We start from the raw sequence: 22204 nt of genomic DNA on the forward strand, positions 1-22204 counted from the left end.
TGATGAGTGACCGGCGCGGCTCGGCCCGCGAGGCCATCGCCTCCCTGACGGACGACTTCACCGAACTCCCCACCCCACGACGGGAGTACGCCCCCGACGGCCCCCTCGCCTGGCACGGCTACGACGCCGCGCGTGCCCGCGCCGCCGAGCGCACCGGGGAGGAGGAGTCGGTGGTGTGGGGCCGGGCGACGATCGGCGCCTCACCGGCCGGTCCGATCCGCGCCGTGCTGATCTCCTTCGAGTTCGGCTTCCTCGGCGGCTCGCTCGGCGAACGCACCGGCGACCGCCTGGAGGCGGCGCACGCCTACGCCCGCGCCCACCGGCTGCCGGTCGTCTCCCTGGTGGCCACGGGCGGCAGCCGTATGCAGGAAGGGATGCGCGCCCTCACCCAACTCCAGCGCGTGGCCCGCGAGTCGGCGCTGACGCGGGAGGCCGGGCTGCCCCAGATCGCGGTCCTCCGCGACCCGACGACCGGCGGCGGCTGGGCCACCCTCGGCGCCGGCGCGGACATCACCCTCGCCCTCCCCACCGCCCAGATCGGCTTCGCCGGCTCCCGCGTCCGCCCCCCGGACGCGGACCCGACGGCGTACACGGCGGAGTCCCAACTCGCGGCAGGCTCGATCGACGCGGTGGTCCCCCCACCGTCCCTACGCACCACCCTGCTCCTCTACCTGACCCTCCTGACGACCCCCTCCACAACCCCGGCGCCCCCGCCCCACGCCCTCCCACCCCGCGTCCTTGAAAGGCCTCCGGCCTTTCGGGCCGAAAAAGCAGGGGGCGCAGCCCCTGCTTTTTCAGGGGCGCGGGGAACTGCGCGACCAGCCCCCACCGGACCCGCACCCGCCACACAACCGCCCCCCTCAGCCCAGAAGGCGCCCCTCCCCACCCATGGCTGGGAAGCCGTACAACGCGCCCGCTCCCCCCACCGCCCCCGAGCCGAGGCCTATCTGGACGCCTACTTCACCCGCCGAGCCCCCCTGCAAGGGGACCGCTGCGGCGGCACCGACCCCGGCATGCTCTGCGGCTTCGGCGACCACGAGGGCCGGACCGTCGCCTACGCGGCCCAGTGCGGCACCCCGACCCGCCCGGCGGGCTACCGCACCGCCACCCGCCTCATCCACCTCGCCGACCGCCTCGGCATCCCGGTCCTGACCCTGATCGACACCCCCGGCGCCGCGAACGACGCCGAAGCAGAACGCCAGGGCGCGGGCCCTGCCATCGCCGCCCTCTTCACCGCCGTGGCCACCGCCCGCACCCCCGTCACCACCCTCCTCATCGGCGAGGGCGGCTCCGGCGGAGCCCTCGCCCTCGCCGCCCCCGACCACACCTGGGCCACCCCCGACTCCTACTTCTCGGTGATCGCCCCGGAACTGGCGGCCGCCATCCTGAAGCGGCCGGAGAACGAGGTGCGGGCGACCGCGGACGAGCTGCGGGTCCGACCGCAGGACCTGGTGGAGCTGGGTGTCGTACGAGGCATCGTCGAACCCGCGGTGTCGCCCTCTTCCGCGTCCGACACGCGGTGAACCACCCGTCCGGCCGCACCCCCACCCGGCCCACCCCGACAGGCACCCCGTCCCCGTCCCCCGCACGATGCAAAGGGAACCAAGGGGCCGCCGACCGGCGGCGGTCCGTACGGTCCGTGCTCTCGGGAGGATCCGCAATGACCGCGATGACCGCCAGTCTGGAGCAGCTGCGCCGCTGCCACTTCGGCGTCGACCTCGGGGCCGCGCGGACCCGGGTGTATGTGAAGGGCGCGGGCCTGGTCGTGGACCAGCCGAGCGTCGCCGCCGTGAACACCCGGACGGGCGCGCTGATCGCGGTCGGGGAGTTCGCGGAGAAGATGACGGGCCGTACGCCCGACTACATCCGGGTCGTCCGGCCCGTCGCCGGCGGCACGGTGGTCGACATCGAGATGGCCCAGCGGATGCTGCGTCAGCTGCTGGGTGACCGGGTCCGCCGCAATCTGCGCCGCAAGCCCGTGCTGCGGGCCGCCGCCTGCACCCCGCACGGCGCGGACCCGCTCGCCCAACGCGCCACGATCGAGACCCTGGTGGGCCTCGGCGCCCGCCGGGTGGAGCTGGTGGACACCCTGATCGCGGCGGCGGTCGGCTGCGGTCTGCCGGTGGAGCAGCCCGAGGCCACCATGATCATGGTGTGCGGTGCGGGGGCCACCGAACTCGCCGTGCTCTCGCTCGGCTCGGTCGTCAGCGCGGTCCGCATCCCCGTCGGCGGCGAGACCATCGACCACGCGATCGTGCAGCATCTGCGGCTGCGCCACGAACTGACGCTGCCGAGCCAGTCCGTACGGCCGCTGCAGCTGGCCCTCTCCGGCAACGGCCTCACCCCGCACGGCCCGACCTCCACCGAGATCCACGGTCTGGACGTGGCGACGGGGCTGGCCCGTTCCGTGCAGGTGGACACGGCGGCCGTACGGGACGCCATCCAGACCCCCCTCACCGCCGTGGTCGACGGCATCGGCAAGGTGCTCCGCGACTGCCCGCCCGACCTGGTGGCCGACCTCGCCGACCGCGGCATCATGATGGTCGGCGGCAGCGCCCTGCTCCCCGGCTTCGACCAGATGCTCCGCCACGCCACCGGGATGCCGGTCCACATCGCCGAGCGCCCCGACGTCTGCGCCGCGATCGGCGTCGGTGCCATGCTGGACGGCCGGATCGCGCCCATCAGCCTGGACCCGGTGGGCGACTGACCTACGCGCTCGCGCTCACCCCGATCCCCGAGACCGCCTCACCGACGCCCCCTACGAACACTTTTCCGAACATGCCCGCGAGCGGCAGCACCCGGAGCGCACGAGGGCGGTCGGCACCACGACGGTCACCCGGCGGTCGCCCCCGTGAGCCCATGACGCCCCACCGAACGCCCGTACGTGTCGTTCTCGCCGAAGTCCCCCGCCGCTAGGGTTACTTGGAGGAACACGGCCACGGAGGTGAGCGCGCGGATGCCAGGGCCCGTGACCCGGATCGGTATCACCGGACACCGGGAGATCCCGGAGGCCGCCCTGTCCGCCGTACGCTCGGGCATCCGGGCGGAGCTGCGCGGCCGCCCCTCCGGCACCCGGGCCCTCAGCAGCCTCGCCGCCGGCGCCGACCAGCTCTTCGCGGAGATCGCCCTCGAGAGCGGCCTGCAACTGACCGCCGTCATCCCCGGTATGGACTACGAGACCCATCTCGGCGACGACCAGGTCCGGGCCGCCTACCGCCGTCTCCTCAAGTGCTGCGCCGAACGCGAGCAACTGCCGTACGAACGCACCCACGAGGAGGCGTACTACGCGGCCGGCCGGTACATCGTCGACCACACCGACCGCATGATCGCCGTCTGGGACGGCGCCCCCGCCCGCGGCCCGGGCGGCACGGCCGACATCGTCGACTACGCACGTCTCACAGGCGTCCCGGTGACGGTCCTGTGGAGCCCGGGCGTACGCCGCGCCTGACCCGCCGCCGCCGGCCCGCCCCCTGCCGACACGTGGCGTCCCTCTCCCCGTCAGGACCCGAACCGCACCAGCCAGTCCGTGTGCTGCGGCGAGACCAGTCGCTCGGCCTCCGCGACCGCGTCGGCCCACCCGTCCTCCGTGACGGTGGTGGTCATGGTGACGCGCAGGGTGTCCAGATCCTGTTCGACGAGCTTGTGCGCGTACGTGAGCGGGCGGTGCCGTCGTACCTCCTGCCAGGCGACACCGGCCGCGGCGGCGGCACTGAGGACACCGGTCGGGTCCCACCGGCTGCCGAGGACCCCCAGGGCCCGGGCCACGGCGGTGACCAGGGCCACCGCGGTCAGGGTGGTGGTGACGCCCGACCAGCGCACGGACGCCTGGTGCGCCTGCCCGGCCTTGGCGCCGTACCAGGCCAGCTGGTTGAGCACCCGGTCACGGAGATAGATGTCGCGCCGCGACGCGAACGTCTTGGCGCGCACCGCACGCATCATCGGCGTGATCTGCCCGAGCCCGAGTTCGGTGACGGACTCGCGCGGGTCCTCCCAGCCGACCTTGCGCAGCTCACTGAGCCGTTCCTCCAGCCGTTCGGCGAACCGTGCCTCGGGATTGACGAGCTGTGAGGGGAACGGTCCCCCGTGGACCATGAACTGCCAGGCCAGCGACCTGACCACCTCGGCCGCCGCCCGGTGCGCCTGCCACTGCGCCCGCGCACGGCGCCGGGACACCCAGAAGCCGATCCCGATGGTCAGGGCGTACAGCACCGCCGCGACGGCCGAGGGCACCCGGCTCCCGACCCGCTCCGCCAGGGACGCGGTGGCGGTGGCGAGCAGCAGGACGACCAGTTGCATCCGGACGACCTTGAACGACTCACCCTGATGGGTCACCGCCTTCTCATCGCACACCTGGAACAACGGAGACAGATCTCGATCACTCACCGTAGTGCTGGGGCCGGGCGTCGCAGCCATGCAGACCTCATACGGGTACCGGAAGCCAACGGAACGGTCATGCTCTCGTCAATCTTGAATTCGCGCCAGGCCGCCTGCCGGCGAACACGGCGGAGAACACGGCGAAGGACAGGCACCCTTTACCGTAGGAGGCGTGCGTGGTATAGGGCGTGCATGATAGAACCATGCCCTACAGTGTCGTCCGAACCTCAATGACCAGGCCCAAGCCACGGGATCTCGTCGGCAAGGGACTGATGACGCATTGGTCTCTTGAGGAGGACGAGAAATCTATGAACGTTCCGGGCACGAAGCCGATCCGCCGACCGGCCACGACTCGACCGGCCACCCAGCGGACGGCCACTCTCGCGACGATCGACACGCGTGAGCCCCGCGTCCAGCGGTTCACCCGTCGCGTGACAGATGTTCGCGAGTCGGGCCCAGCCGGAGCGGGCGAGTTCAACTCGTCCATCTAGCTCCCGAGCACGACACCGAGACCCCAACCTTCTTGATCAACAAGGGTGTTGGGGTCTCTCGCCGCAGCCACCGGAGCGCGTCGGCGCGTACACTCCGGGAAAGTGACGGACTTCCGCGGCCAGCGATCGATCCAGCAACTGGTCCTCAAGGTGCACAGCCGCTGCGACCTGGCGTGCGACCACTGCTACGTGTACGAACACGCCGACCAGAGCTGGCGCGGGCGGCCTGTGGTGATCGCCGAGGAGACCCTCGGCCAGGTGGCCCGCCGCCTCGCCGAATACGCGGCCGACAGCGAACTGGAATCCGTCGCCGTGATTCTGCACGGCGGAGAACCACTTCTCGCCGGACCGGCCCGGTTACGGCACATGTGTGCGGAACTCACCCGTGTATTGGCGCCGGTCACGACATTGGACCTGCGCATTCACACGAATGGCGTACAACTGAACAAGCGGCACTTGGAAGTCTTCCGGGAATTCGGAGTGAAGGTCGGAATTTCGCTCGACGGCGACCGTGTGGCGAACGACCGCCATCGGCTGGACCGCCGAGGCCGCAGCAGCTACGACCGGGTCCTGCGCGCGATCGAGCTCCTGCGCCTGCCGGAGTACCGGGACCTCTTCCAGGGGCTGCTGTGCACGGTGGACGTGGCCAATGACCCGATCGCGGTGCACGACGCGCTGACCGCCCTCGAGCCGCCCCGCGTCGACTACCTCCTCCCGCATTCGACGTGGGACAACCCTCCTCCCGGACACGGCCGGGGGACGCCCTATGCCGACTGGCTGCTGAAGATCTTCGACCGCTGGGAGGAGCAGGGGCGCCCCATGCCGGTCAGGACCTTCGACTCGGTGCTCAGCACCCTGCGCGGCGGCCCCAGCCTGACCGAGGCGCTGGGACTCGCCCCGTCCGACCTGGCGGTGATCGAGACCGACGGCACCTTCGAGCAGGCCGACTCCCTCAAGACCGCGTACGAGGGCGCGCCCGCCACCGGCTACGACGTCTTCCGGCACGGCTTCGCGGAGTTCGCCGAGCACCCCGGCGTCCGCGCCCGGCAGCTGGGCCTCGCGGGAGTCAGTGAGACCTGCCGTCGCTGCCCGGTCGTGGAGTCCTGCGGCGGCGGCCTCTACGCCCACCGGTACAGCGGGGAGCGGGGCTTCGACAACCCGTCCGTGTTCTGCGCCGACCTGCGGGGCCTGGTCGAGGGCATCGCCGAGCGGATCACCGACCGCGCGCTGCACCCGGCGGTCACTGACACCGAACGTCTCCGGCTGGCCCAACTGGACCTGAACCGGAACCTGTTGGCCCGGGTGAACACCGTACTGGCGGGTGACGCGGGCTGGGACGCGACCTGGGGGCTCCTGGTCGAGCTGGACTCCGACGCCGCCACCGCGGCCCACCTGGACGCCGTTCTCGCCCACCCGTACCTGCGCACCGTGCTGCTGCGTGCCCTGGACGGGCGCGCCGACCTCCCCCGGCTGGCGGCGACCGCCCTGGCGGCCGCCGTGCTCGCGGAGACGGAAACCGCCCTCACGTGGTGGCAGCCGACCCGGGACCTGTACCTCCCGACCCTCGGGACCCTGCGTCTCTCGGCTCCCGGACGGGTGGCGTGCGCGATCACGGCGGACGGTCTCCAGGTGACCGGAACGGACCGGGACGGCGGCGAACTGCACGTCGAGTGGCGCCCGTTGCGGTCGACGGGACCCACCGGCGAACCGCCGCTCCTCATCGACGACGCCGACCCCTGCCGTGACTGCTACCCGGTGCCGGTCGCACCCCCGCTGAGCCCCAGCGACCTGGCACTCTTCGGCAAGCGACTGCGCGCCGCCTACGACGCGCCGGAGACGGACGAGCCGAGCCGGCCGCCGGGCCCGGACCTGTCCCTGTGCACCACGATCACCCCCCTCGCGGCGGGCGGCGGACTCCGGCTGCCGAGGACGGACACACCGGGGGCCCTCGGGGTGGCGGTCGACATCGAGGCCGATGAGCTGGCCCGCGAACTGCCCCGACTGCTCCGGCGGTCCAGGCTCGCCGCGCTGCGCCAGGTGGCGGACCTGAACGTGCCGGGCACGGGCGCCGGACGCCTCCTCGACGAGGCGAGCGAGGCCATCGGCCGGGCGACGGTGTCGACCGACCGGGCCGCCCGCAGCGAGGAACTGCGCCACGCCCGCCACACCCTGGACCGGCTCACCGCTACCCAGGATGCCCAACTCACCGAGTCTGGAGTTCACTTGGCGGAGGAACTACGAAGAGAATGGGTGACGCTGCATGGGTGACGCCACTCGACCGCAGGGCCCGACGGCCCGTCTCCACCACGACCTGGCCGAGTGGGGCGTCCGCCCCGGAGGCGTCCTGATGGTGCACTCCTCGCTGAGCGGCACCGGCCTCGCCCCCGTCGCCGTACGCGACGCGCTGCTGAGAGCGCTGGGCCCCGACGGCACCCTCGTCGTCCCCGCCTTCACCCCGGAGAACTCCGACACCTCCCGCGAGTACCAGGCGTTCACGGACGGCATGACCGAGCGGGAGAAGGCCGAGTTCCGGGCGGGGATGCTGCCGTTCGAGAAGGACGCCACGCCCTGCCCGGCGATGGGCGCGCTCGCCGAGTGCGTACGCAGCACCCCCGGGGCCGTGCGCAGCGCCCACCCGCAGACCTCGTTCGCCGCACTCGGCCCGCGCGCGGCGGAGCTGCTGGGCGACCACGATCCGCGCTGCCATCTCGGCGAACGGTCCCCCATGGCCACGCTGTACGCGGCGGACGCCCAGATACTCCTGCTGCGCGTGGGGTTCGAGGTGTGCACCGCGTTCCACCTCGCCGAGTACCGGACCAGCCCGGCCCCGCCGACGCGGACGTACCGCTGTGTGCTGGAGGAGAAGGGCAACTGGTTCGAGTACGAGGATCTCGCCCTGTTCGACGGGGACTTCGGGGAGATCGGGGCGCAGCTGCCGCGTGAACTGATCGGGGTGCGGGAATGGGCGGGGAAGCCCGTCCTCCTCCTTCAGATGCGGGCCGCTGTCGACACCGCGGCCCGGCTCATGTCCGGATATCGCTGACAAATGACGTGAAACAAGCCATGCGGTCACGGGGGTGGTCGGGCACATTGTTGGTTCCGGCCAGATGACTCTCCGGCGGGGGAACAGAGGGCATCGACAGGCGGGGGGCGCGTGAACAGACATGTACGAGGGCGAGGCGCACCGGACAACCGGCCCTACTTCTTCCTGAGCTATGCCCACACTCCGTCCGGGCCCGACAGCAAGGACCCGGACCACTGGGTCTACCAGCTCTACAAGGACCTGTGCGCCGACATCCTGGCCATCACCGATCTGCCGGCGGGCACCCCCCCGGGCTTCATGGACCGGGAGATGCGCTCGGGAGAGGGCTGGCCGGTCCGGCTCAGCGACAACCTGGCGCACTGCCGGGTGTTCGTGCCGCTGTACTCCCCGCGGTACTTCAGCAGCGAGGCCTGCGGTCGGGAATGGTTCGCCTTCAGCGACCGCATACGCCAGGCCCGGGACGCGGGCGCCGGCGACATCCCGGCGATCGTGCCGGCGCTGTGGAGTCGCGTCGGCATGGACCGGCTGCCCGAGTCGGTGCGCCATCTGCAGGTGGAGCGCAACGCGTTCCCGGAGCGCTATCTGGACCACGGGATCTACGGGCTGATCAAACTGCAGCGGCTGCGGGACGAGTACGACGAGACGGTCTTCATGCTCGCCCAGCGCATCGTGCAGGTCGCCGAGGAGACGCCGCTGCCGTCGAGCACCCCTCGGCCGTTCGAGTCCACGCCGAGCGCCTTCGCTCCCCCGGGGGACGGACCCCGCCGTATCCATCTGACCGTGGCGGCCCCCGCCCGTCACCTGGTCCCGGAAGCCCGCAGGAACGGCCTCTACGGCGAGAGCGCACTGCAGTGGAACCCCTACGGTGACGAGACACCACGGCCCATCGCCACGCTGGCGGAGGAACTGATCCGCTCGCTGGACTACCGGATCACCGTCTCCGACTTCGACAACGAGGACCCGACCACCGACGACCTGGCGGCCGGCGGGTCCGACGGACAGCCCGGGGCCGAGGAGCCCGCGACCGGCCACCCGGCGATCCTGCTGGTCGACTGCTGGGCGGTCCTCGACGAGGACCGGCGGCGCAGGCTCAAGGCGTTCGACGCGAACGCCCGCCCCTGGGTCGGCGCGATCGTCCCCTGGAACCACAGCGACGAGGAGTGCCACGGCGCGGAAGGACGGCAGGTCAAGGCGAAGCTGGAACGCACCCTCCCCCTGATCCTGGAGCGGGGGCGCCGCACCGACTGCCGGATCGCGGCCAACGGCGTGCCCTCGCTCCAGGTGTTCGCCGACGTGCTGCCGGCTCTGGCGGCGCACACGACCCGGCAGTACCTCAGGCACGCGCAGGCGCATCCGCCCGAGGGCCCACAGCTGCCGAAGCCCCGCCTCATGGGCCCCACCTACCCGCAGCAGCCCGCCGCGGGTTCCGATCACGGAGGAGAAGCATGACGGCCGGGCAGCGTGGACGGATCATCACCTTCTATTCGTACAAGGGTGGTACGGGCCGCACGATGGCCCTGGCCAACACGGCGTGGATCCTCGCCGCGAACGGCAAGCGGGTCCTGACGGTCGACTGGGACCTGGAGGCACCGGGTCTGCACCGCTTCTTCGAGCCGTTCCTCGACCCCAACGTGCTCGCCGCCACCTCGGGCGTGATCGACATCATCACCGAGTACTGCTGGGCCGCGACCACCGGCGGACCGCGTTCGGGTGCCTGGCACCGGGACTACGCCCGTGTCGAGGACCATGCCATCTCGCTCGCCCCCGAGCGCCTCAACCTGGCGTTCCCGAAGGGCGGTTCGCTCGACTTCCTGTCGGCCGGGCGGCAGAACCGCGAGTACTCGGCGACGGTGTCGTCGTTCGAGTGGGACAACTTCTACGAGCGGCTGGGCGGCGGCCTGTTCCTGGACACGCTCCGCGAGGACATGAAGGCGTCCTACGACTACGTCCTCATCGACAGCCGGACGGGGCTGTCCGACAACGCGGACATCTGCACCATCCAGATGCCCGACGTGCTGGTCGACTGCTTCACCCTCAGCGGCCAGGCGCTGGACGGCGCGGCCGCCGTGGCGCACAGCGCCGAGAAGGGGTACGGCAAGCGGTGGATCCGGGTGCTGCCCGTGCCGATGCGGGTCGACGAGGCCGAGAAGGAGAAGGCCGACGCGGGACGGGCGCTGGCCCGGCTGAAGTTCGAGGGGTTACCGAAGGGCGCCGACCGTGCGGACCTGGCACCCGAGGAGCTCAACGCGTACTGGGGGAAGGTCGAGATCCCCTACCGCCCCTACTACGCCTACGAGGAGACCCTCGCGACCGTCGGCGACAAGAGCGGCAACGCGAACTCCCTGCTGTCCGCCTTCGAACGCCTCACCTCGGTGCTCTCCGACGACGAGGTCACCTCGCTGCCGCCCCTACCGGAACAGGTGCGGCTGCGCTGCCTGGAGGCGTTCACCCGGCAGCTGCCGCAGACGCAGGCCGTGGAGGTCCTGGTGGTCCACGCGGCGGAGAACCGCATGTGGGCCGAGTGGGTGGAGGGCGTCCTCAAGCGGTCCGGTTGCCGCGTCACCCTGCACGACGTGGCCGGCGGCCCGCCGGAGCCCCCCGCCCCGGACACCCGCGTCCTGCTCCTGCTGTCGCACGCCTTCGACAAGTCCCGTCACGCGGAGCGGGTCCGCCAGGCCCTCACCACGGCCGGCCAGAACGCCCCGGCCGCCCTGCCGGCCCTGGCCCGGGTCGAGGAGGTCCGGCCGACCGGCGCCTACAGCGAGGTGGTGGACCTGCACCGGCTCGGCGAGGCGGACGGCGCCGACGGACTCCACGAGGTCCTGCGGCTGCGGGCCGAGCCCGTGACCGCCGGGGGCTCGGACGCCAGGTTCCCGGGCCGGGCACCCGACATCTGGGACGCGCCCCAGCGCAACACCACCTTCACCGGCCGGAGCGTGATCCTCGACCAGCTCCGGGAGCAGCTCCGCGGCGGCATCTCCGTCGTACTGCCGCGCCCGCAGGCGCTGTTCGGGCTCGGCGGCGTCGGCAAGACCCAGGTGGCGCTGGAGTACGTGCACCGGTTCATGGCCGACTACGACCTGGTGTGGTGGGTCTCCGCCGAGCACATCGACAACGTGGTCGCCTCGCTCGCCGAACTGGGCGCCCGGATCGGCGCCCCCGGCGGTGACGACATGGCCCTGGCCTGCCAGGAAGCCGTACGCATGCTGGGCCGGGGCGTGCCGACCAAGCGCTGGCTGCTGGTCTTCGACAACGCCGACACCCCCGAGGAGCTGACCCGCTTCTTCCCCACGGGCGGCGGCGGGCACATCCTCGTCACCTCCCGGAACCAGGCCTGGGCGCAGCAGGGCGCGTCGCTGCCCGTCGACGTGTTCCTGCGCCAGGAGAGCGTGGAGCACCTCTCCCTGCGGGCGCCCGGCCTCAGCGCCGAGGAGGCCGACCGGGTGGCGGAGGCGGTGGGCGACCTCCCGCTGGCCGTCGAGCAGGCGGCGGCCTGGCTCGCCGAGACGGCCACGCCGGTCGAGGAATACCTCAGCGAGCTCGCCGAACAGACCACCCATGTGCTCGACCTCAACCAGCCCACCGACTACCCCACTACGGTGGCGGCGACCTGGAACATCTCCATCGCCCGACTGCAGGAACGTTCTCCTGCCTCGGTGCGGCTGCTGCAGCTGTGCGCGTTCATGGCCCCCGAGCCGATATCGTCCCGCCTGCTCTACAGCAAGGAGATGCGGGACGAACTGCGCAAGGTGGACCCCGCCTTCCAGGAGAGCCTGATGGTGGGCCGGGCCATCAGCGAGATCGCCCGGCTCGCCCTCGCCAAGGTCGACCAGGTCAGCAACAGCGTCCAGATCCACCGGCTGGTGCAGGCGGTCATCCGTTCGCAGCTCACCGAGGAGGAGCAGCGCCACGCCCGGCACGTCGTCCACACCGTGCTCGCGGGTGCCCGGCCCGACGACGACGAGCCCACCGACAACCCCGAGGACTGGCCGCGCTTCGAGGTGATCTGGCCCCATCTGCGCGCCTCGGACATCCGCAACTGCACGGAGTCGGAACCCCGCCGGCTGCTCATCGACCGCGTCCGGTACATGTGGAAGCGCGGGGACTTCCCCGGCGCCCAGCGCCTCGCCGACGATCTGCTGACGCACTGGAAGCCCGCACTGGGCGAGAACCACCGGCAGTACCTGTATCTGCGCTGCCAGCTCGCCAACGTGCTCCGCTCGCAGGGGCGTTACGTCGAGGCCGAGGAGATCGACCGGGATCTGCTGGAGCGTCAGCGCCGGGTGCTGGGGCCCTCGGACGCCCACACGTACATCACCACGTCGTCCCTCGCCAGCGACTACGCGGCCCTGGGCGAGTACGGCAAGGCGGAGAAGCTGGCCCGCGAGGCACGGGAGGGGTTCAGCCGCACCTTCTACCCCGCGCACCCGAGGACGCTGAGCGCGGCGAACAACCTGGCGCTGGCCCTGCGCATGGTCGGTCGCTACGACGACGCCCGGGACATCGACCAGGACACCTACTTCCGCCGCAAGGACGTCCTCGGACCCGACCATCCCTACACCCTGTCGTCCGCCTCCAGTCTCGGCCGGGATCTGCGCGAGGTGGGCCACTACACCGAGTCGGTCACCCTGCTGTCGGGGGCGTACGAGGCCCACAAGCGGGTGCTCGGCAAGGACTTCCCCGGCACGCTCAGCTGCGCGAAGTCGCTGGCCGTGTCGCTGCGGCGGGCGGGCGAGTTCAAGGACGCGCACCGTCTGACGCAGGCGACCCGGGACCAGTACCACGCGCAGTACGACGCCCACACCCCCGACTCGCTCGCCTGCGACCTGAACCTGGCGGCCGACCTGTACGCCGCCGACAAGCGGGAGGAGGCGCGCCGGATCGCGATGGAGGCGCTGGCCGAGTACCGGAAGGTACCGGGCGAGGAGCATCCGTACACCCAGGCCGCGCTCAACAACCTGGGCGTCTACCACTGGGCCTGCGGCGACGCGGAAGAGGCGGAGAAGGTGTTCCTGCGGGTGATGCTCCGCATGGTCGAGGTGCTGGGCGACCACCATCCGCACACGCTGTTCTGCCGCACCAACTACGCCAACGTCCTGGCCGAGCAGGGCCGCGCGGAGGAGGCGTGGGCTCTGGAGGAGCCCGCCCGTGAGGCCCTGAAGGACGTGCTCGGTGAGCACCATCCGGAGGCGTTGGCGGTGGTCGCCAACTCCACACTGACGCTGCGCGCCCTCGGGCGGGTGCCGGAGGCGGACCGGCTGCGCGAGGAAGTGGTCGCCGAACTCACCAGGCTCAGAAGGCAGTTGGGCGAGGGGAGCGGGGTCACCCAGCTGGTGGCGCAGAGTCGTCGGGTCTACCGCGACCTGGAGCCGCTGGCGGTGTGAGGGCCCCCGCGCGGGGCCCTACTCGACGGTCAGACCGGCGGGGCCAGGGACAGCAGAGTGCCTCTCAGGAGCCAGCTCAGGACCCCCGGCAGGGCGCGGAGCGAGGCGAAGTGGGCGGCGGCGGGTTCGAGGACGGCGGTGGCGCGGGGGATGCGGTCGGCCAGCCAGGAGGAGTGGGCCGCCGGGGAGAAGACGTCCTTCGCGCCGTACCAGAAGAGCACCGGCACCCGGATCTCGCCGGGCTCGAACCCCCACGGGGAGGTCAGCGCCAGGGCGTCGTCGATCCATCCGTACGGTGAAGTGCGCACCGCCTCCTGGTAGTTGCGCAGCAGCATCGCGCGGATGCCGTTGTCGGAGACGATCAGCCGGTCCTCGTCGGTGAGGTCGTCGCGCAGCTGCTCCAGCAGCCGCGCGGGATCGGAGCGGATCGCCGCCGAGCGCGGGATCAGCCGGGCCGTGAAGCCCTGGGGGTCGGTGTGCGCGGAATGGAACTCATGGACGTTGGAGGGCGCCATGCCCGCGTACCAGTCGAGTCCGGCGGCGTCCTGCGGCGCCAGCGTCACCAACGCGGCGGCCCGGGTCACCCGGTGCGGCAGCAGTGCCGCGCAGGCCAGGGCGTGCGGGGCGCCGCCGGAGCGGCCCACCACCGCGAAGCGGTCCACGCCCAGCGCGTCGGCGACGACGGTGACGTCCTCGACGGCGTCGACGACCCGTCGGCCGGGTCTGCGGTCGGATCCCCCGTACCCCGGGCGGTCGTAGCTGATGAGCCGGGTCCCCCGCTGGTAGAGGAACATCGGTCGCGGCCGGGGGCCGACCCGGCTGCCGGGCATGCCGTGGAACAGGAAGACGGGCCGACCGGCGGGATCCCCCGAGCACTCGACCCTCAGCAACCGCCCGTCGGGCGCCCGGACATGGGTCGGTGCCCGTGCCAGGTCATACACAGCGCTCCCCCTCCCTCGACCCGTGGGCCGAGAACACGCTGCCGGAACATTTCCCGGCCGCCCACCCCATGAAACGAACCGCGCACGCGCCCCTCCTCCCCGGGGGAGAGGAGCGCGTGCGTCCGGCTCGCACCCCACAAGCACCATGCCCTACGCGTGTCTTGACTTCACCATGCCTTCACGTCAGATTCGAGGCTCCGCACACAGCCCGGGGCGTACGGGGGCGTTGCCGCGTTGCCGCCGGGGGATCAGCACGGCCACCCGTCCCTTCGTGAGGCTGGAGCGTCCCGCATGTCCAAGAGCGCGGATCCTGAGAGACGTACGGGGGCCGAGGGGGGCCCGAGCCGACGACGGGTGCTGGGCACGGCCGCGGGAGCGGGCGCCGCGATCGCCGCGGGAGGCGGACTCGCGGGGACCGCCGTCGCCGCCGCCCCGCCCCTCCTCGGCACCTACGACGTGGTCGTCGTCGGCTCCGGCGCGGCCGGGATGACCGCGGCGCTCACGGCGGCGAAGCAGGGGCTGAGTTGTGTCGTCGTGGAGAAGGCGCCGACGTTCGGGGGGTCGGCGGCGCGCTCGGGCGCCGGGATCTGGCTGCCCAACAACAGCGTGATCAAGGCGGCGGGGGTACCGGACACCCCGGCCAAGGCGGCGCAGTACCTCGCGGCCGTGGTCGGGGACGACGTGCCCGCCGACCGGCAGAAGGCGTTCCTCGACCACGGGCCCGCCATGCTGTCGTTCGTCATGGCGAACAGCCCGCTCAGGTTCCGGTGGATGGAGGGGTACAGCGACTACTACCCGGAGCTGCCGGGCGGACTGCCGAACGGGCGGTCCATCGAACCGGACCAGTTCGACGGGAACCTGCTGGGCGAGGAGCTGGCGCGGCTGAATCCCGCCTATCTGGCCACACCGGCCGGGATGGTGGTGTTCAGCGCCGACTACAAGTGGCTCGCCCTGACCGCCGTCAGCGCCAAGGGGCTGGCCGTCGCCACCGAGTGTCTCGCCCGGGGCACGAAGGCCGCGCTGCTCGGGCAGAAGCCGCTCACCATGGGGCAGGCGCTGGCGGGCGGGCTGCGGGCCGGACTGCTCGGCGCGAACGTGCCGGTGTGGCTCAACTCCCCTTTGACGGAACTGCACGTGGAGAACGGGGCGGTGACGGGAGTGGTCGTCACCCGCAACGGTTCCGCCGGTCTCGTCCGCGCCCGCCGGGGCGTGATCGTCGGCTCCGGCGGCTTCGAGCACAACGCGGCCATGCGGGCGCGGTACCAGGAGCAGCCCATCGGGACCCAGTGGTCGGTGGGTGCCAAGGAGAACACCGGCGACGGGATACGGGCCGGTCAGCGCGCCGGTGCCGATCTCGCGCTGATGGACGACGCCTGGTGGGGGCCGGCCGTCGACACCCCGGGACAGGCCTGGTTCTGCCTCGCCGAACGCACGCTGCCCGGTGGGCTGTTGGTCAACGGGGCCGGTGCGCGGTTCGTCAACGAGGCGGGCCCGTACAGCGATGTCGTCCACACGATGTACGAGAAGGACACCTCGTCCGCCTCCCACATCCCGGCCTGGCTGATCGTCGACCAGAACTACCGCAACCGGTACCTGTTCAAGGACATCCCGCCGACCTTCCCGTTCCCCGCCGAGTGGTACGACGCCGGGGCCGTCCACAAGGAGTGGACGCTCGACGCGCTGGCCGGCGCGATCGGTGTGCCCGCCGCCGCCCTCCGCTCCACCGTCGACCGCTTCAACTCCCTGGCGCGGCAGGGCGACGACACCGATTTCGGGCGCGGCGACAGCGTGTACGACCACTACTACACGGACCCGTCCGTGGCGCCCAACTCCTGCCTGGCGCCCCTGTGGTTGCCGCCGTTCTACGCCCTGCGCATCGTCCCCGGCGACCTCGGCACCAAGGGCGGGCTCCTCACCGACGCCCGCGCCCGCGTCCTGCGCCCGAACGGCTCGGTGATCCCCGGCCTGTACGCGGCCGGAAACGCCAGCGCCGCCGTGATGGGCCGCAGTTACGCGGGCGCCGGCTCGACGATCGGCCCGGCGATGACCTTCGGGTACGTGGCGGCGCTGGACATCGCGGGGAAGCTCTAGCTCCGGGGGGCTAGGACGAGGGACCCGTGGCGTCGAGTCGCAGGTCGATCCACGGGATCGTGTCGCCGTCCAGCAGATAGCGGTCGGTCTCCACGAAACCGTGGTCGAGCGCGAACCGCAGACCGTCCTCGTTCGAGGACAGTACGCACGTCTCGATCGCCCGGGCGCCCAGTTCCCGCGCCCGCCGCACGGCCCGCCCGTACAGCTGCTCGCCGAACCCCCGGCGCCGGTGTTCGGCGAGCACGCGCGCGATCACCGTGGCCGTGGCGCCGTCCCCCTCGGGCGGACGGACGGTCGAGTTGCCGACGAGGACGCCGTCGGCGTAGGCGAGTTCGAGGTGGTTGCGTACGGCGCGGTCGCGGACGTCGTCGAGGGAGAGGAGGTGGGCCGGGATGATCGTGTTGTGCACGTACCGCCAGGCCTCGAGTTCCTCGTCCCCGGCCGCACCGTCCACACGCTTGATGTCGAGATCGGTCACGACGCCAGCCTAGACACGACCCGCGTCAGCTGACTTCGGGCCTACGCGCCGAGGAGCGCGTAGACCCGTAGCCGGTCACCGACGACGAGTACCGGGCGGTCACCCCGGGGCCGCCCTTGGACCACGCCCGCGCCGCGCACGGCTCGCACCAACGGGCGCGCGATCGACGCACTAGGCGGGCGACCCGGCGGGTACCCGGCGACCTGGCCCCGCGTCGCCAGGGACCCTGCCGAGGCGGTACCCGGCGCCGCGGCCGCGCGTCGCCGGCGGCCCGGCGGATGGAGGGCCCGGCGGCCCGGCCGACGCGTCGTCGGCGATCCGGGGGCGCCCCGCCGAGCGTCCTAGCGGATGGTGGACCCGGCGTGCTCCCGCGCCGCCGCCTCGGGCGCCGTCGGCTCGTTCGGCGTCGTCCCGGTCCCCGGCTCGGTGCTCTTCTTCGCGAAGCCGCGCCGGCCGGGCAGGACCGCGAGGACGATCGCGGTTCCGGCGGCCATGATGATTCCGCCGATGAGGCTGGTCTGGGCGACGCCGTGGGCGAAGGCCTGGTGGACGGCGTCCACGAGGGCCTGGGCCTGCTGCGGACCGACGGACGGGTCCTGGGCCATGCGCTCGGCGACGGCGAGGCCCCCGCCCACCGAGTCCTTGGCGGTCTCCATCGCCTCGCCCGGGAGCCGGTCGCCGACCAGGCCGGTCAGCTCGTCCCGGTAGGCCGTGCCCAGCAGCGAGCCCAGCACCGCGATACCCAGCGCCCCGCCCAGCTCCAGCGCCGTGTCGTTGGCGCCGCCGCCGACGCCCAGTTCGGACTCGGGGAAGGAATCCATGATCGTGTCGGTCGCCGGGGAGACGCTCAGCCCGATCGCGAAGCCCAGCATCATCATCGGCGCCAGGAAGTCCCCGTACGTCGACCCCTTGTCGATCTGGGTGAGCAGGAACACGCCCGCCGTGCCGATGACCATGCCGGTCACCACCATCGCCTTCACCCCGAGCTTCGGCGTCAGCTTCCCGGTCACCACGGCCCCGAGGAACACCGCACCGGCCAGCGGCAGCAGCCGTACACCCGTCTCCAGGGCGTCGTAGCCGAGCACGAACTGCAGGAACTGCGTCGAGTAGTAGATCGCGCCGAACGTACCGAAGAAGAAGAACAGCACCGCGAGCATCGAGCCGCTGAAGGGCCGCAGCGCGAACTTGCGGACGTCCAGCATCGGGTGCGGGTGCCGCAACTCCCAGGCCACGAAGGCGACCAGACCGACACCGGCGACCACCGCCGCCGTGACGGGCCCCGCGCCCCAGCCGAAGTGCGGTCCCTCGATGGCCGCGTACACCAGCGACCCGACGGAGACGATCGACAGCAGACCACCGACGTAGTCGATCCGGCCCATGCCCTCCGCCCGGGACGGCGGCACCAGGGCGAGCGCGCCGAACACGGCGACGACGGCGATCGGCACGTTGATCAGGAAGGTCGAGCCCCAGGCGTGGTCCTCCAGCAGCCAGCCGGCGACGAGCGGACCGACGGCGATCGCCAGTCCCGAGGTCGCGGTCCAGGCGGTGATGGCCTTGACCCGCTCACTCCGGGGGAAGGTCGCGACCAGCAGGGACAGCGTGGCCGGCATCACGACCGCCGCGCCGACGCCCATGATCGCGCGGGCCGCGATGACCAGCGAGGTCTCGTCGACCAAGCTCCCCATCACCGAACCGCCGGCGAAGATCAGCAGACCCAGCACCAGCGCGCCACGCCGGCTGTACTTGTCACCGATCGAGCCCAGCACCAGCATCAGCGCCGCGTACGGGACGGTGTAGCCGTCGACGACCCATTGCAGGTCACTGCTGCTCAGGCCCAGGTCGGTGGTCATGTCGGGGGCGGCGACGATCAGCGACGTGTTCGCCATCACCACGATCAGCAGGCTCAGGCACAGCACGAGCAGCGCCCACCAGCGCCGTGCGTACGGCCCGGTCATCTTCTCCACGGGGGTGTTCGCGAGGAAGGGCATCGAAAGCTCCCAAGAGGACGGGGAGGAAGGGAAGGACGAGCGAATCACTTAATTGCCCATCGATGTGCAGACTAGTTTATTGCCCATTGCTGTGCAACTATCGCGATGACTCCCTCCCCTCCCCCGCCCCCTCCCCCGCCCCCGAGGTACCGACGTGACCAGCCGACCAGCACGAACACCGACGGCGCGGCCTTCTCCGGCAGAGCCCCGCGAGGCGCCGACCCCTCCCGGTCCGGCCGCGGCTCCGGCGCAGCGGCGGGACGCGCGGGCCACCCGGGCCCGGATCCTCGACGCGGCCCGGCGGGAGCTGGCCCGCGACGCCGACAGCCGCCTGGAGGACATCGCCGGTGCCGCCGGTGTGGCCCGGCGCACCGTCTACGTCCACTTCGCCGGCCGGGCCGCGCTCGTCGAGGGCCTGGCCGCCGAGGCGGCGGACGCCATCCGGCGCGCCGTCGCGGGCACCCCCGTAGAGACCTCCGACGCCGCCACCGACCTGGCGCGCTTCGTCCTCACGGTGTGGCCCGTCGGCGACCGCTACCGCACCCTCATCCGGTTGGCCCGCGGCCAGGACCTCGCCCCGGTCCGCGTCGACGAACTACTGGCCCCCGCCCGCGACTTGGTCACGCGCGTCCTGGCGCACGGCCGCCGACAGGGCGTCTTCCAGACCACCGTCCCGCCCGCCCCGCTCACCCGGGCCATCGAGGCCCAACTGCTGGGCCTGCTCGACTGCGTCAACCGAGGCCTCTGGTCCGACGACGGCACCGGAGCGGCCACCGCCGCCCTGATCGCCGCCGGAGTCGCCCCGGACACCGCCGCCACGAAGGTCGCTCACGCACGGAAGACCGGGTCGCCCTCGGGCCCCGTCTGAAACCCCGAGTCCCGGCTGAACCCCGAGTCCCGTCTCCAACCGGGAGCCCGTACCCCACTCACACGCACGTCCACGGACGTCAAGGGCGCGGGCCGCGTCGCCCTGCCCGAGGCGGGTGAGAGGCTGCTCGATCAGGTCTTCGCCGAGCCGATCGCGCTGCGCAACATCCCCGACGGCCTCCGGCTGCGCTCGGCCACCACCACGGAGCAGGGCATCTCCGCGCATTTCTCCGGCGAGTCGGTCACCTTCCGCCGCGACGACGCCCGGGACACCTCGTCGAACAGGTCGGCCTGAGAGAAATCAGGCGTCGTCGGCCGGAGGAGCCACAGCCAGCGCCGACGCGACCTCCTCGACCACCGCGCTCGCCCGCCCCTCCGGCACGCCGGCCGCGATGAGGGTGGCCGTGGCGATCCGGTGCCCGTCGTCCTCCAGCGCGCCGGTGTTGACGGACTCCAGGAGCGCGACGTGCATCGCCTCCAGACCGGCGCTCTGCACGGCGGGCGGCAGATGGGAGTGGAAGACGCCGTCCCGCTGCCCGCGCTCCAGGATCCCCGTGGCGGCATCCCGGGCCGGCGCGAGCACCTCGGCGACGCGTTCGGCGCCGAGGTCCCGCCGGGCGAGCGCCAGCAGCATCCGGTAGCGGTCACCCACGGGCCACATCCGGAGCACGAACCGCGCCAGCGCCCGCTCGGCCGGCTCCGCCGGATCCCCCGACTCCGGCCCGGCCTCCACCGTGTTCCGCAACGTCTCGGCGGCTTCCTCGGCGAGCGCCTCCAGCAGCGCGGCCCGCCCCGGGAAGTGACCGAAGAGGGTACGCCGGACGACCCCGGCGGCCCGCGCCAGCTCCTCCAGCGTGACATCGGGGTTCCGCCCCAGCTCCTCACGGGCCGTGGCCAGGATGCGCGCCCGGTTGGACCGCGAATTACGGCGCAGCGGCTCGCGGGCCACGGGCTTGCTCACGGAGAACCTCGAAGTAGGGGAGGGATGGGAAGGATGGCAGGACAGCGGGACGGACGAACAGTGGGCCCCATTTTGTCACGCCGAGCCGGAACCCCCGCGGCCACGAGTCGCACGGCCGCCAGCTGCCAGGCCGTGTGCTGCCCGGCCGCAAGCTGCTCGCCCCACGCCCCCGCAGTCGACACCGACGCCGACACCGACGCCCCTCACCCCCGGATCAGCCCCAGCTCCCCCGCCCGCACCCCCGCCTGGAAGCGCGACGCCGCGTCCAGGCTGACGAGCAGTTCCGCGACCCGGCGGCGGTAGGTGCGCAGCGACATGCCCAGCTCTCGTGCGGCCACCTCGTCGGTGGCGCCGGAGACCAGGGCGTTCAGGACCAGGGAGGTCCGGGCGTCCAGCCGGGGCCGCTGCGGATCGAGGAAGGTGGACAGGTCGGCCGCGCTCTCCCAGGCCGCTTCGAACAGCGCGTAGGTGCCGCCGATCAGGGCCGGAGAGGCACTCATCGTGTACGTGCGCGCCGTCGGGGCGCCCGGCGCGGAGGCCGCCGGGTCGGTGAGGATCATGGTCCGCCGGTCGATGATGACGGTGCCCTGCGGCAGCGGTGCCGTGGCGATCCGGATCCGGAAGCCGTGCGCGGCCATCTCCCGCAGAACGTCCCGGTCCCCCTCGTCGGCGAGCACGGCGGGGCTGTACAGCTTGCGTGACATGGGCCCCTTGCCGAGGCGCATCTGACGGCGGGCGGCCTCACGGGCTCCGGGCCAGGTGTCGAGATCGTGGGCGATGTGCACCCATTCCCCGGCGTCCGACTCCGCAAGGGGCCCGACCCGGGCCCAGAACTCGCCCTCACCGCGAAGTTCGATGACCTGTGCCATACGCCCAGTATGGCGTTGGCAGGAAAGTGCCACGGGCTCGCCCGAGGGGCGCGGATCCAGCAGGCTCACCTCCATGAATCTTCTGATCCTCGGTGCGACCGGCCCCACCGGCCGCCACGTCGTCGACCTGGCCCTCGCGGCGGGCGACACCGTCACCGTCCTGGCCCGTAGGCCGGAGGCGCTGGAGGACCTGGCGGACCGGGTGACCGTGGTCGCCGGGGACGCGACCTCGCGGAGCGACGTCGCGAAAGCCATGGTCGGGCAGGACGCCGTCGTCTCCGCTCTCGGCAGGAGCACCTCGATACGTGCCGACGACCTGTTCACCCGCGCCGCGGCCGCCGTGGTCGGCGCGGCCGGGGAGCAGCACGTCTCCCGGCTGGTGTGGCTGTCCTCGTTCGGGGTGGGTGAGACCTACCGGTCGGCAAGCGTCGTACAGAAGCTCTTCTACCGCACCTTCCTCCGGAACATCTACGCGAACAAGGAGCTCTCCGAGAGGGCGATCCGCTCCAGCGACCTGGACTGGACGCTGGTCTACCCGACCATGCTGACCAAGGGCCCCGCCAAGGGCAGTTACCTCGCCGACGACCGTCTCCCGATGAGGGGCAACCCGACGATCAGCCGCGCGGACGTCGCCGACTTCCTGCACAAGGCGGCCCACGACCCCACCTGGATCCACCGCGACGCCGTCATCACGGACTGACGGACCCACGGACCCAC

General features: G+C 72.2%; 16 protein-coding genes. 10 read left to right on the plus strand and 6 right to left on the minus strand.

The genetic code is table 11. From position 1 onward, the window contains the following. The first annotated feature begins 2 nt into the window (after positions 1-2). The 3 genes from L3078_RS14525 (at position 3) to L3078_RS14535 (ending at position 3448) form a co-directional block, all read left to right on the plus strand. On the plus strand, positions 3-1523 hold the full coding sequence (locus tag L3078_RS14525; protein WP_239754032.1) for a carboxyl transferase domain-containing protein: 1521 nt from the start codon (positions 3-5) through the stop codon (positions 1521-1523). A gap of 146 nt (positions 1524-1669) precedes the next feature. Beyond that, on the plus strand, positions 1670-2707 hold the full coding sequence (locus L3078_RS14530; RefSeq protein WP_239760318.1) for a rod shape-determining protein: 1038 nt from the start codon (positions 1670-1672) through the stop codon (positions 2705-2707). A 249-nt stretch (positions 2708-2956) separates the two neighbouring features. After that, on the plus strand, positions 2957-3448 hold the full coding sequence (locus L3078_RS14535; RefSeq protein ID WP_239754034.1) for a hypothetical protein: 492 nt from the start codon (positions 2957-2959) through the stop codon (positions 3446-3448). Positions 3449-3498: 50 nt separating this feature from the next. On the opposite strand, the gene L3078_RS14540 is transcribed toward L3078_RS14535, so the two are convergent. Beyond that, complete coding sequence (locus tag L3078_RS14540; protein ID WP_239754035.1) at positions 3499-4413, minus strand: DUF4231 domain-containing protein; 915 nt, start codon at positions 4411-4413, stop codon at positions 3499-3501. Positions 4414-4967: 554 nt separating this feature from the next. Here L3078_RS14540 and fxsBH point away from each other — a divergent pair. The 4 genes from fxsBH (at position 4968) to fxsT (ending at position 13292) form a co-directional block, all read left to right on the plus strand. Beyond that, on the plus strand, positions 4968-7133 hold the full coding sequence (gene fxsBH, locus L3078_RS14545) for a radical SAM/SPASM protein FxsBH, inactivated beta-hydroxylase extension form (RefSeq protein ID WP_239754036.1): 2166 nt from the start codon (positions 4968-4970) through the stop codon (positions 7131-7133). After that, a complete protein-coding gene (locus L3078_RS14550) occupies positions 7126-7908 on the plus strand; it encodes an AAC(3) family N-acetyltransferase (RefSeq protein WP_239754037.1) in 783 nt (260 codons plus the stop codon). The genes fxsBH and L3078_RS14550 overlap by 8 nt, the downstream gene beginning before the upstream one ends. 111 nt (positions 7909-8019) lie before the next feature. Beyond that, complete coding sequence (locus tag L3078_RS14555; protein ID WP_239754038.1) at positions 8020-9357, plus strand: TIR-like protein FxsC; 1338 nt, start codon at positions 8020-8022, stop codon at positions 9355-9357. Further along, positions 9354-13292 (plus strand): FxSxx-COOH system tetratricopeptide repeat protein, encoded by a 3939-nt coding sequence (fxsT, locus tag L3078_RS14560; RefSeq protein WP_239754039.1) that lies wholly within the window; start codon positions 9354-9356, stop codon positions 13290-13292. The genes L3078_RS14555 and fxsT overlap by 4 nt, the downstream gene beginning before the upstream one ends. A gap of 29 nt (positions 13293-13321) precedes the next feature. Here fxsT and L3078_RS14565 read toward each other — a convergent pair whose 3' ends face one another. Beyond that, positions 13322-14233 (minus strand): alpha/beta fold hydrolase, encoded by a 912-nt coding sequence (locus L3078_RS14565; protein ID WP_239754040.1) that lies wholly within the window; start codon positions 14231-14233, stop codon positions 13322-13324. Positions 14234-14524: 291 nt separating this feature from the next. Between L3078_RS14565 and kstD the strand changes: the two genes are divergently transcribed. Beyond that, positions 14525-16324 carry a 3-oxosteroid 1-dehydrogenase gene (kstD, locus tag L3078_RS14570; RefSeq protein WP_275593140.1) on the plus strand — a complete coding sequence of 600 codons (1800 nt, stop codon included), beginning with the start codon at positions 14525-14527 and terminating at the stop codon, positions 16322-16324. Between the two features lie 10 nt (positions 16325-16334). Here kstD and L3078_RS14575 read toward each other — a convergent pair whose 3' ends face one another. Together L3078_RS14575 and L3078_RS14580 are read right to left on the minus strand one after the other, a co-directional pair. Further along, on the minus strand, positions 16335-16802 hold the full coding sequence (locus L3078_RS14575) for a GNAT family N-acetyltransferase (RefSeq protein ID WP_239754041.1): 468 nt from the start codon (positions 16800-16802) through the stop codon (positions 16335-16337). A 341-nt stretch (positions 16803-17143) separates the two neighbouring features. Beyond that, positions 17144-18790 carry an MFS transporter gene (locus L3078_RS14580; RefSeq protein ID WP_239754042.1) on the minus strand — a complete coding sequence of 549 codons (1647 nt, stop codon included), beginning with the start codon at positions 18788-18790 and terminating at the stop codon, positions 17144-17146. A 154-nt stretch (positions 18791-18944) separates the two neighbouring features. Between L3078_RS14580 and L3078_RS14585 the strand changes: the two genes are divergently transcribed. Further along, positions 18945-19658, plus strand: coding sequence for a TetR/AcrR family transcriptional regulator (locus tag L3078_RS14585; protein WP_239754045.1), 714 nt, complete (start codon positions 18945-18947; stop codon positions 19656-19658). Positions 19659-19958: 300 nt separating this feature from the next. Here L3078_RS14585 and L3078_RS14590 read toward each other — a convergent pair whose 3' ends face one another. Then, positions 19959-20618: a TetR/AcrR family transcriptional regulator gene (locus tag L3078_RS14590; RefSeq protein WP_239754047.1), complete on the minus strand. Its 660-nt coding sequence runs from the start codon at positions 20616-20618 to the stop codon at positions 19959-19961. 203 nt (positions 20619-20821) lie between these two features. Then, entirely contained in the window at positions 20822-21487 is a 666-nt protein-coding gene (locus L3078_RS14595) for a helix-turn-helix transcriptional regulator (RefSeq protein ID WP_239754048.1), read from the minus strand. A gap of 73 nt (positions 21488-21560) precedes the next feature. On the opposite strand from L3078_RS14595, the gene L3078_RS14600 reads away from it, so the two are divergent. Beyond that, positions 21561-22187, plus strand: coding sequence for an NAD(P)-dependent oxidoreductase (locus L3078_RS14600; protein WP_239754049.1), 627 nt, complete (start codon positions 21561-21563; stop codon positions 22185-22187). Positions 22188-22204 lie beyond the last annotated feature (17 nt).

Origin of the sequence: Streptomyces deccanensis (assembly GCF_022385335.1) — a bacterium.
GTDB lineage: Bacteria > Actinomycetota > Actinomycetes > Streptomycetales > Streptomycetaceae > Streptomyces > Streptomyces deccanensis.